Origin of the sequence: Methanospirillum sp. (assembly GCF_035406105.1) — an archaeon.
Classification (GTDB): Archaea; Halobacteriota; Methanomicrobia; order Methanomicrobiales; family Methanospirillaceae; genus Methanospirillum.
On record NZ_DAONKG010000060.1, the window covers coordinates 1 to 11,737 of the forward strand.

Annotated in this window: 10 protein-coding genes; 3 read left to right on the forward strand and 7 right to left on the reverse strand. The window is 51.2% G+C overall.

Annotation, left to right across the window (positions count from 1 at the left end; translation table 11 throughout):
• Positions 1–631 precede the first annotated feature (631 nt).
• Complete coding sequence (locus PLA23_RS05180; protein ID WP_324329767.1) at positions 632–946, forward strand: RNA recognition motif domain-containing protein; 315 nt, start codon at positions 632–634, stop codon at positions 944–946.
• 36 nt (positions 947–982) lie between these two features.
• On the opposite strand, the gene PLA23_RS05185 is transcribed toward PLA23_RS05180, so the two are convergent.
• From PLA23_RS05185 to larC, 3 genes are read right to left on the reverse strand one after another with little or no spacing between them, the layout of a single operon-like run.
• Positions 983–2,383: a NosD domain-containing protein gene (locus PLA23_RS05185; protein ID WP_324474288.1), complete on the reverse strand. Its 1,401-nt coding sequence runs from the start codon at positions 2,381–2,383 to the stop codon at positions 983–985.
• Between the two features lie 47 nt (positions 2,384–2,430).
• Positions 2,431–3,129 (reverse strand): DNA repair and recombination protein RadB, encoded by a 699-nt coding sequence (gene radB, locus PLA23_RS05190; protein WP_324329771.1) that lies wholly within the window; start codon positions 3,127–3,129, stop codon positions 2,431–2,433.
• Positions 3,130–3,131: 2 nt separating this feature from the next.
• Positions 3,132–4,343 (reverse strand): nickel pincer cofactor biosynthesis protein LarC, encoded by a 1,212-nt coding sequence (gene larC, locus PLA23_RS05195; RefSeq protein ID WP_324474289.1) that lies wholly within the window; start codon positions 4,341–4,343, stop codon positions 3,132–3,134.
• A 16-nt stretch (positions 4,344–4,359) separates the two neighbouring features.
• On the opposite strand from larC, the gene PLA23_RS05200 reads away from it, so the two are divergent.
• A complete protein-coding gene (locus tag PLA23_RS05200) occupies positions 4,360–6,774 on the forward strand; it encodes a CDC48 family AAA ATPase (protein ID WP_324331553.1) in 2,415 nt (804 codons plus the stop codon).
• A 94-nt stretch (positions 6,775–6,868) separates the two neighbouring features.
• Positions 6,869–8,401: a class I adenylate-forming enzyme family protein gene (locus PLA23_RS05205; RefSeq protein WP_502883596.1), complete on the forward strand. Its 1,533-nt coding sequence runs from the start codon at positions 6,869–6,871 to the stop codon at positions 8,399–8,401.
• On the opposite strand, the gene PLA23_RS05210 is transcribed toward PLA23_RS05205, so the two are convergent.
• From PLA23_RS05210 to aspS, 4 genes are read right to left on the reverse strand one after another with little or no spacing between them, the layout of a single operon-like run.
• Positions 8,379–8,711, reverse strand: coding sequence for a hypothetical protein (locus tag PLA23_RS05210; RefSeq protein ID WP_324331543.1), 333 nt, complete (start codon positions 8,709–8,711; stop codon positions 8,379–8,381). The genes PLA23_RS05205 and PLA23_RS05210 overlap by 23 nt on opposite strands.
• A gap of 7 nt (positions 8,712–8,718) precedes the next feature.
• The gene (locus tag PLA23_RS05215) at positions 8,719–9,276 is read right to left on the reverse strand and encodes a helix-turn-helix transcriptional regulator (RefSeq protein WP_324331545.1); all 558 of its coding nucleotides are present in this window, start codon (positions 9,274–9,276) and stop codon (positions 8,719–8,721) included.
• 39 nt (positions 9,277–9,315) lie between these two features.
• Positions 9,316–10,227: a methionine synthase gene (locus PLA23_RS05220; RefSeq protein ID WP_324474291.1), complete on the reverse strand. Its 912-nt coding sequence runs from the start codon at positions 10,225–10,227 to the stop codon at positions 9,316–9,318.
• Positions 10,228–10,229: 2 nt separating this feature from the next.
• Complete coding sequence (aspS, locus tag PLA23_RS05225) at positions 10,230–11,522, reverse strand: aspartate--tRNA(Asn) ligase (RefSeq protein WP_324331548.1); 1,293 nt, start codon at positions 11,520–11,522, stop codon at positions 10,230–10,232.
• Between the last annotated feature and the right edge of the window lie 215 nt (positions 11,523–11,737).

An 11,737-nucleotide genomic window follows, 5' to 3' on the forward strand; every position in this document is an offset into this window, starting at 1 on the left:
CCTGTGTGCGGTGAAGATGGTGCGGGATCTCTTTCCATGTCCGGATGGAGATGAGAAGCTGTGAAAAGAAAGGGAATTGGAAAAATACCCGCCAGAAGCTTGAGTTCTCACCCGTACCTCCGTCCTTTACTTTACCATACACGACTTCTGCGATACAAAAAAGAATCCGTGATTTATTGTACTACAAAGGTGAAGATCTCCATTAAAAATTCAGGTGTTGCAACTGGTTGCAACCATTGAAACAGGCGAAAACATCAAAAATCCTTCAATATTCTCATGATTCTCTGGAGAGGAAAAGGCCAGGTCAAACCAGGTATAACTTTTTCACGGTATTAATTGTGAGGAGATCTCTGTTCAAAGGGTTTTCTTTAGGAAATCTAATCTATCATTATCGCGGGGTGTACACCCGATATGACGTATATCCGGAACATAATCATTAATTACATCAGCGTCGTTTTCTCTGATGATCAGCTTCTCGATGGCTTGGCGAATACCAGATCCTGCCATTCAGATTTACGCATGGGAAATCGATCATGATCGGTCAGATTGCCGGGTGACAGGGGCATGATCACACATCCCTCCCATAACCGGTATGATTATGGAAGGATAGAGACACGGTGTCTGATATCTTATGGAAGGCAAGAGATTGTACGTCGGCAACCTGACGTACTCTGTGAAAGAAGACCAGCTGAAGGATTTATTCTCGCAGTATGGTGACGTAGTCAATGTAAAAATTATTGAGCAGAAAGGGTTTGGATTTGTCGAGATGGCCACCAGCGAGGAAGCCCAGGCAGCTATGGACGCTCTGAACCAGACCGTTTTTGAAGGGCGGACCATGCGGATTGATGAGGCACGGCCCATGCAGCCCCGTCGGGAGTATGACCGTGGATCAGGCGGCGGTGGATACAACCGGGGCAGGGGATACAGTCAGGGGCGCAATTACTAATTACTGATTTTAATCTTGATTTTAATCTTTTTATCCTTAATTGACTGTTACAACCTTTTTATATGGCCGTCCGTAGGTGACTGACACACCCTGACCCTCCCGCACTGCCTGGTACATCAGCTCATAGGTTCCAGGTTTGGTTGGGGCTGTCAGTTCAAAAGGAATAGTATATGACTGTTTGGAGTGTATCCCGGAAGGTACAGGCAGCCAGGCAGGCCCCCATGTGGCAGCATCACCAAGTGCCCTGATTCCAACGGCGTGCATATCAAGCCAATTATCTGAACCGTCATTGAGCAGGGTGATGTTTACCTGGTACGACTTCCCTGCCTGCATCGCTGAGGGAATACTATCCCCGGTTATGACGGCATGCACACCGGTGATGATAGTAAATGGTGTAGAGACTGGAGCAGGTGTCTGGGTCAGGACAGGAGGTTCAGGTACATCCGGCATTTGGGGGGTAAATCCTGTCCCTGCAGGGATTAAGGGGTACTGATCGATGAGACCTGAATCAATATACGGGATATCACCAATACCATCCTGGTCAGCATCAGGGATCATCTGGGCTGCATACACAGGAATGCCCCCCTGAGCCCAGAGATTTCCCCCCGTCTTTGGCCCCTTGATAATATTTGTCTGATTTGAAAGGGTCTGGAAGAGGAGTGCCCCTTCACTGGCAATGTTTCTGATATTCACCTGGTTATCAAGGATGTTATTCCAGATCTGAATACCTTCTGCATGATCAAGGAGAATACCCGGTCCATGATTTCCTTCAATCCGGCAGCCGGTAATCACCCCGCCCTCCGTCTTTTCCAGATGTAACCCTGAACCGGTATTTTCTGCAATAATGAGATCCCTGATCTCCGGAGTCCCTTCTGATATGAAGACACCCTTCTCGTTCCCGGTGATTCTTGACGACAGGAGCACCGGTTTCTTCACATCTTTCGATGAAAACCCGATCCGTGAACCGGTGATGGTACTATCACTACACGTAATGTCACGGTCTGATGTCATCTCTGATATGGACGGATCAGAGGAGTGATCCCTTCCCCAGGGAAATTCAGATGAATCAGACCCTTCAAGGTATATTCCGGTCACCTCATCCTGAACAGTCAGGTTCTGTAGCCGGACACCGGTAATCGCTTTCCCGTGTGCATCAAAAAGCGACACCCAGATACCAACCGAGGGATCATTCGACGTTGCAGGGCGTATAAAATGTCCTTGCCCGTCAAGAATTACCGACGATGAAGTGATGATAATGCCGACCGGATATGCATGGGTGATATTATTCTCAAGTGTATACCGTCCTGGTTCATCAATGAGAACATAATCTCCTCTATATGTCCCTGATTCAGGGGGAAATGTCAAAGAGCTCCCATGCACCGGGGAGAGAAAAAACAGTGTCATGCAGAGAGCTGCACACACAATTGTATGGTTCATATCATCACTCTGCTTGTATATAGCAAAAAGATGAGCTGTATCAACGTTTATGGCTTTTCTGCCAGCATGTCGTCAGGGTATGTATCCACAATTCTGACTCCTTCCTGGACGAGGAGAACGTCTATGTATGCTCCCTCCGGGCGTGCATGATGTTTCATCACCCGAATCCTGCGCATGCTGTCCCGACGCTCAATCTGAAGGATAATCTTGCAAAGATGATACAGGCCGGTCCCGCCGAGCGGAGCAAAATCACCCCGGCTGATATCCATGTATACCTGGTTGGTTATGAGAACCGGAATGTCATACCGTTTGGCATAGCCGAGAAGAATGACCATCTGACGGTTAAACTTCTGAAGGGCTTCCTGGATATGTTCCAGTTCGGTGCGGTACAAGCCGGTTGCAGAATCAAGAATAATGAGACCTGCCTTCTGTTCCCGTATCACCTCCTCGGAATCATGAATCATCATGGCCTGCTGGGTAAAATCTGACGGTTCATAGAGGAATAGCCTTTCAGCAAGGTTCTCTGCCTCATCCCCGGCAATCTGACTGAACCGCTCGGCAGAGAAACTCTCGGTATCAAAATACACCACAGACTCTCCCAGCCGCAGGGCTGACACAGCTGCCATGAGGCATAATGTGGACTTTCCTGACCCTGGTTCCCCAAATATCTGGGTTATCATCCTGCGGGGATATCCTGTTCCCATAAGTGCATCAAGCTCAGAATTACCTGAAGATACCCCGGTCAATCTCAATTCCTTTCACCCGTATGATATCTCTTTCCTGCCTTCGTCACTTCGTGCAGTACATCCCTGACAGGAATATTCCTCTGTCTGGCGTACTCTTCGGCAAAGGCATATTCAGGCTTTACCAGGTAACAGGCATCCCCGATATATCCGAATTTTACCGGAAATACAATCTCCTCCCCGTGAATGCAAACGGGGATGTGCTGAATCTCCCGCCTTGCGATAAACCGATGAACGGCGGGGGTAACTCTGATCCCCAGTGTTCCCAGTTCCCTGGCAAGGATCTCAGCAAGGGATGCGGACCGGGCGGGTGGTGCGATCACCCTGATAAGATGGCCAGGTCTTCCCTTCTTCATAAGAATCGGAATGGCACAGGCATCCCGTGCTCCCTCCTCCATCACCCGGGTGAGGACTGTGCCGATGCATTCCCCGGTCATGTCATCAACATTGGTCTCAAGCACATCAACAAGATCTTCAGACATCCCCTGGTATTCCATGAGAAACGCCCTGAGCACGTTTGGAGAGGTGGGATCATCCCTGGTCCCCGCTCCGTATCCGGTCTTGAGGATGGTTCCGGTTGGAAGATTATTCATCCCTTTTCTGCATATCTCGGTGAGAATCGCCGCACCGGTCGGGGTCAGCTGCTCGCCGGTATAATCCCCGGCCATCACCACAAGATGCCCTGATGAGAGGATCTCCGCAGTGGCCGGAGCCGGCACCGGAAACGTCCCATGAGCACAGGTCAGCATCCCTCTCCCCACGGCAACCGGCAGGGAGACGATTATATCTGGAGAGAGAAGGTATACCGCCATGCAGGCTCCGATGACATCCGCAATGGCATCATCAGCGCCCACCTCATGAAAATGGACATGAAAGGTCCCATGAACCGCCTCTTCTGCGGCTGCTATCCGTCTGAATATTCGTTCAGCCTGTGAGATGACGGGAGAGGGCGCATCTGCTCTCTGAACGATAGCAAGCACCTCATGAAGCGTCCGGTGAGCAGGACCGGCACGGGTATGGACTTTGAGTGCAGCGATGCCACATCTTGTCACCGTCTCGATATGAGGTCTCTCTACAACAGAACTCATCGCTCGCATGACCTGCTCCTTATCTGCACCAAGGCCCAGGAGAGCTCCGCATATCATATCCCCTGCAGCGCCGTGAAAGGGGTCAAAAGCGAGAAGACGCATGGTTCCTATACTTTTAAGTCCCGGCATATATGATGGTTAGGTAATGGAATTGTATCTCAGGGTTGATAGTGCATATCCCGGAGATCAGGGGGGAGGAAAAGCCCGCCTGGATCCTGAAACTATGAACCAGATGCGACTTTCACCTGGTGATATCATCCGTATCTCCGGCAGGTCCACGACGGTCGCGAAGGTCTGGCGTGCCCAGCTGGCTGACTGGAATCAGCAGAAGATCCGGATTGATAACTTCACCCGGATGAATGCAAATGTCTCGATAGGTGACACGGTCAAGGTAACAAAGGTGGATGAGGTCATCCCGGCTGCGACCGTCGTGCTTGCACCACCGGAAGATCTTCCAAAAAATGTCCCGATGGCCGATCCCTCTACGATTCATCATAATCTCATCGATTTCCCGGTTGCAATGGGTGATTCGGTACCGATTCATATTGGAATGCCGTTTGTACAGCCCCAGATGGTGGCGTACAAGGTTATCGAACTGGATCCCCCTGAAGCGGTTATTATCAGCCAGCGGACAGAGATTGTCATATCTGACAGTCCTATCAGCGGGTTTGAGGGAATCAGTCAGATCACATATGAGGATATCGGGGGTCTCCGCGATGAGCTGCAACGGCTCCGGGAGACGATAGAACTACCGATGCGACATCCGGAACTCTTCAGGCGTCTTGGTATAGAGCCGCCAAAAGGAGTCCTGCTCTTCGGCCCTCCCGGCACGGGAAAGACGCTCATTGCAAAGGCGGTTGCCAATGAATCAGGGGCCCATTTCATCCCGATTGCAGGTCCTGAGGTTATCTCAAAATATTATGGGGAGAGTGAGCAGAGGCTCCGGGAGGTATTCGAGGAGGCAGCGGATAATGCCCCGTCCATCATCTTTATCGATGAGCTTGACTCTATCACCCCGAAGCGTGAGGAAGTGACCGGCGAGGTAGAACGGCGTGTTGTTGCCCAGCTCCTGACCATGATGGACGGTCTGGAGGAGCGTGGTCAGGTTGTTGTCATCGGGGCGACAAACCGGCTTGACGCGATCGACCCGGCTCTCCGGCGTCCGGGCAGATTTGACCGTGAGATTGAGATTGGCGTTCCCTCAAATCCGGACCGGGTTGAGATATTAAAGATACATACCAGAGGGATGCCGCTCTCTGAGGATGTCAGCCTTGAAGAGCTGGCAGAGCGGACCCACGGATATACCGGTGCAGATATCGCCGCCCTCTCCCGGGAAGCAGCAATCCGGGCGCTTCGCCGGTATCTCCCCCATATCAACCTTGACGAGGAAATCATCCCTGACGAGGTCCTCCAGACCATGGTGGTGACCGGAAAGGACTTTCATCAGGCCCTTCGCGAGATCACCCCGTCAGGAATGCGCGAAGTCATGCTGGAGGTCTCCCATCTCAGGTGGCGGGATGTCGGTGGATTGTCTGATGCCATTGAGGAGATCCGGGAGGCCGTCGAGTACCCCCTGACCAGACGGGAGAAGTACGATGACCTTGGTATTCAGTCACCACGCGGTGTGCTTTTATACGGCCCGCCCGGAACCGGAAAAACCCTCCTTGCAAAGGCAGTCGCAAATGAGTCAGGGGCGAACTTTATCGCCGTTCGTGGCCCGCAACTCCTCTCCAAATGGGTTGGCGAGTCTGAACGTGCGGTCAGAGAGATCTTTAAGAAAGCACGACAGGTTGCACCGGCTATCATCTTTTTTGATGAGCTGGATGCCCTCACACCGGCCAGGGGAACAGCCGGTGACAGTCACACCATGGAGAGTGTCCTTAACCAGTTCCTCACCGAGATGGATGGGCTTGTGGATCTTCGTGATGTTGTTGTGATGGGTGCAACCAACCGCCCGGATATCGTAGACCCGGCACTCCTCAGATCCGGACGGTTTGACCGGCTCATCTACATCGGAGAACCAGGCACCGCTGACCGGGTTGACATACTCAGGATTCACTCCCGGCTCATCCCGATTGAAGGGTCTGCCCTTGAATCACTGGTGGATGCAACCCAGAACTTTACTGAAGAGGACTTTGAGATCCTTGCCGGATTCCTTCCACGGGAGGTCCGGTCGTCCGGTCCGGAACTGATGGAACGGATTCGTGCCGTAACCCCGTCTCAAGGGACCATCAGCAGGGCTCAGCGTCGCAGGATGCTGGTTGAGATCTTTGAAAAGCTCAGAATCACCATCGAGGACCCCGTTCTTGACAGATTATTTAATGATATCGCATCACGGACTGATGGATATGTTGGTGCTGATCTTGAAGGCCTTTGCCGTGAAGCAGCCATATTTGCCATGAGGGAGCAGGTGCATGCGGTTACGAAGGTGCATTTTGAGCGTGCCCTTGAAAAAGTCCATCCGACCATGAACCAGCGTCTTCGTGAGGCATATGACCGGGTAAAAACTCATTTCAAGGGTGGCATTCCAAAGAAGAGTGAACCACCGGAGTATCAGTAATCCCTCTTCTCTTTTTTCTCATCAGCGGTGTGAGCTGTTATGGTTCCATGGTACATATATGTACAAAATAGTACATGTGTGAGAGTACCAGGCCATGTTTAATATATCAACTTTTCTTGACAACCAAATGGTTCGTTTTCCAGAAAAAACTGCACTAATCCACCCAAAATCAAACCGCTCCTATACCTATACCGATCTGTACCGGTTGAGTGGTTCCCTTGCGGCAGCGTTCGAAACGCTTGGATGTGTTCAGGGCGACCGTGTAGTCCTGTACCTGGACAGTTCGCCTGAGTACCTGATCAGCTATTTTGCCATATGGCGTGCAGGTCTGGTAGCTGTCCCGACAAATATCGTCTACCGGAGGGAGGAACTGGCCTACGCGATCCGTGATTCTGGTGCAAAACTGTTGATCTCATCGGTGAGGTCCCAGGATATCACCGGTTCAATACAGGAAATCTGCCCGGATCTGACACATATCATTGAGGTTGGCGGCGGTGGTGTTCACTCATGGGAGAACCTTAGCAGTTCGTATGCCCCGCTTCGTCCCACTCCCTGCTCTGGGGATCAGGTCTGTCAGATCCAATACACGTCCGGAACGACCGGCAGGCCGAAAGGGGCTATGCTTACTCATGGCGGATGGCTTGCTGCTCTCCAGGCTGAGGCTGAGGCTCTTGATCTGACGAGCGATGATATCTATCTTGGAATTTACCCGATGGCACATGTGGGGATCTCATGGGGCCTGTCTGTTCTCCGGATCGGCGGTACATTCGTGATTATGGAACGGTACCATCCTGATGAATACATCCGTCTGATCCGGGAGTATCAGATAACGGTTCTTTCAGGAATGCCCCCGGTTATCCATGCCCTGACCGAAACACCCCCCGGCACCGAGGACAATTTTATCACCGTTCGTAGGATCATCAGTGGAGGTGGGCCGATGCACTCGCCGACCTGGAAAAAGTTCAATGAACGGTTCAGGATTCCCGTGATTAATGCCTACGGTCTCTCTGAGACGATTGTACTCGGGTGCGGGACTGTCATCCGTCCAGAGGATTATCCGACGGCTGATGAGTACAACAGTGTGGGAAAACCAGTCGGATTTTCTGAGGTGAAGATCGTCGATAGTGCAGATCCAGACCGTGAGCTGACATCGCCGCATGCCGGAGAGATAGCGCTCCGCGGGCCAGGGGTTGCTCTCGGGTACTGGAATCAGCCGGAAGAGACAGAGGCGGTCTTTCTTAAGGATGGGTGGTTTCTGACCGGCGATATTGGATATATCGATTCACGTGGGATGCTGGTAATCACCGACCGGAAAAAGGACATGATCATCATGTCTGGATGGAAGATCTATCCGACCGAGGTAGAAAACGTCCTTATCAATCATCCGAAGATCGCAGATGTTGCCATATTCGGCTGCCCTGATGAAGAGAAAGGAGAGATACCGGCAGCGGCAGTGGTGCTGAGAAATAAGGATGATACTCTCACCCTTGAGGAACTTACCGGCTGGTCCCGTGAGTTCCTTGCAGGATACAAAATACCACGACGTCTGAAGGTGGTTGATCAGTTGCCACGGGTCGGGGGCTGGAAGCTTCTGAGAAGAGAACTTAGGGAGTCGTTCTGTTTATAAGCCCTCCTCCACGGGAGAGGGTAAGCGGAGCGGTGGCATTGACCACCCCTTTTGTCTCGTGGACCGGGCTTTCACGGATATTGAGTATATCATTAAAACTGACGACGATTCCTGAATTACCAATCATATATGTCTGGTTGGCATAGGATGCATTTTTTCCAGCCATTGACTGCATGATCAGGTAATTTTCCAGAAGTGAGCTCTGTTCCCTGACCGGAGCCCTGATACCCATCAGAACGTTCCCGGCTACGGAGAGGAGAATGCCACAGATAAGAAGAAGAGCAAGAAATATGATCCTGTTTTTGTCCATATACCCCTCATTTCAGCAGGATAAGGTTCCCCATCCCTCTCCGTCGCTTCTCAATAAGTCCCATGCTCTCAAGCATGTCAAGTGACCGGCTGACATTTGATTTGGAAAGGCCGGTCTTTTCCACGATATCACTCTGGGGGATGATCCCGTCTGCCTCAAGGATGGTCTGGTAGATAAGCTGCTGATCTTCTTTTAACGTAGGAAGAACCGTCTCCCACTTCCGTTTTCTCTCTTCGAGCGGTGAGAATGGGACTGTCGCATCCTGAACCGGGAGGGGTGTAAGTCCTGATCCCTGGGCAACCGGAGCCGGATGGATCTGTTCATAGAGCAGGAGATACAGGCCGCTTCCACAGATAATCAGGGATGACACGATGAGCACAACGACATCTGTTGCCGAATAGATATCTCCAATCCGCTCGGTCTGGATGATGTAATCCTCACCAGTATACCAGATAACAAGCGGAGTCGGATTCATCAGTTTCAGACCCAGGATGAAAACCGATGCAATGAATAGCACTGCCGCAAACAGTTCTTTTCCGTTCAATGGAGGAATGCCAGGTGCCATCAGGTTACCTATCTGGTGTGTGCTGAATCATCATAGTTTTCACTGATATCCAAGTTCCCGCCTGACCTCAGATACCACCCCGGTCAGCCGGGTCAGTTTTGCAAATGCACTCTCCGGTGTGTGCATCCGAAGCCCGCAATCCGGGTCAGGAAGGATTCGTTCAGGACCCAGGATATCTATTCCTTTCAGAAGTCTTCGTCTGACGTCATCAGCAGACTCCAGAACCTGCGTTGAAGAATCCACAATACCATACCCGATATACCGGTTTTGCAGATCCTTTCCTGAGAACGATGCCAGATTCCCCTCATTCACGCTCCCTTCAAAATCAAGGATCTGTACAGGCATGGCAAGGAGGTCATCGATGATCTGTTCAATGGTGCCACAGGCATGCAGGCAGACCGGAAGAGAGACAGCCTCTGCTATCGTAGCAACAGCCTTTTTTGCAACATCAAGGTTGGCTGCTCCAGTAGACAGGATTGGCTCGTCGATCTGGAGCATAACAGCCCCGGTCTTTGCAAGGCCTTGTGCCTCCACAACCAGTGCAGATGCAATATCCAGCACAAGTTCATCCCGGTTTCTGTACTGATGCGTTCCCAGATGTAATCCATAGGCAAGGGTGGAAGGTCCGGTGATGATTGCCTTTACGTAACGGTGCTGCCTTACTGCATATGCTGTATCCCGTATGGTAATCGCCTGGTCAGGAGGCATAACCCTGCCAATGACGTCATTGCCCCTGATACCAGGAATTTTTGAAGCAAATGCCCCAATCATATCACCCCGGACCTGCCCGTCCGAAATGATTGTTATCCCTGCCTTTTTCTGGGAAGATACCGCCTCCTCAACCGCTGCGTGCAGAGGATCAAACAGGGTTCTCAGCGTCCGCTTTGGCTGGGCCGGATAGCTGCCGACGACCGTTGTCGGAAGAATGATGTCTGGGATGAATGGCTGCATGATCAGGGAACAACCCGGTGTCTGTCACGGGGGAAGAGGACTGCTTCACGGACATTGGAAAGACCAAGCATGGTCGTCACCAGCCGTTCGGCTCCAAGTCCCCACCCTGCATGGGGGGGCATGCCAAACCTGAAGGGGTTTAGATAGAACTCAAAGTTCTCAGGATTTAATCCTTTCTTTGCAATCTGCTCGACGAGGAGATCATGCTGGTGGACCCGCTGTGCACCGGATGAGAGTTCCATCCGCGGATGCATCATGTCAAAGGCCTTGCAGATCTCGGGATCATTCTCATACGGCATGGCATAATACGGTCTGATTGAGGTTGGCCAGTCGACAATAAAGTACATCTGTCCCATCTCTTCACCAATTGCCCGCTCCGCTGCGGTCCCGATATCATCACCATAGACAATATCCTCCTCGGATTTTGCAGCCGCTATCTCGATGGCCTCGCTGTAGGGAAGACGAGGGAACCCTTTTTCCGGTACGGCGAAGGAGTCAAGACCCATATCAGCGATGGCATCACTGCACGTGTTGTCAACAAACTGGTAGATATTTCGTATCAGGTCCTCAAGGATCTGCATGACCCCGAGATGGTCGGTGAATGAGACCTCAATATCAATCGATGTGGCTTCATTCAGGTGCTTAGTCGTATTGTGTTCTTCAGCGCGGAAAATTGGACCAATCTCGTAGACCTTCTCAAACCCTGCAGCCATCATCATCTGTTTATAAAGCTGGGGACTCTGATTGAGAAATGCCTCTTTCTCAAAGTATGCGATCGGGAAGAGTTCAGTCCCGCCTTCAGTGGCTGCAGCAACAATTTTTGACGTATTTATCTCAATAAACCCGTTATCAAAGAAAAAAGTACGGGCTGCATGCTGCACGGCGTTTCGTATCTTAAATATCGCACTGACCCGTGGCCTGCGTGCATCTAAAAACCGGTTATCAAGCCGGGTGTCCAGTTCTGCTGGCACTTTCTCTGCAACATCGAGAGGAAGAGGACTTGCAGACAGACTCACAATCTCGATCGCATCCGGTATGAGTTCTCTTCCGCCCGGTGCTTTTCCTTCCGGCTTTACCGTTCCGCTCACTCTAACAACGGATTCACGGGATATTGCCCTGATAGTTTCAGCAATCTCTGGTGCAACCTTCTTTTTTGGTATGGTAACCTGGATGATTCCTGTTCTGTCCCGTATTAAGAGGAAAGCAAGACCCCCAAGGTCTCGAATTTCATGTGCCCATCCGACGACCTCGGCGGAAGGCATATCAGGAGTAATGGTATTGATCGGAACACGCATATTATACCCCTTACTCAATGAGCGGGAACTCTCAAAACTCTTTGCGGACGATCCACATCCTCTGGTTTTATTGTCAATACCAGTGACTGTACCTGCACATTATGGAAGATTCACAGGTTATACCGGCCTGCATGAAGCAGGATTTATTTGAAAAAACCCGCTCCACCCTGATTACGAATGTTCTTCTTTTAGATAAGAAACGGGTTGATATCTGG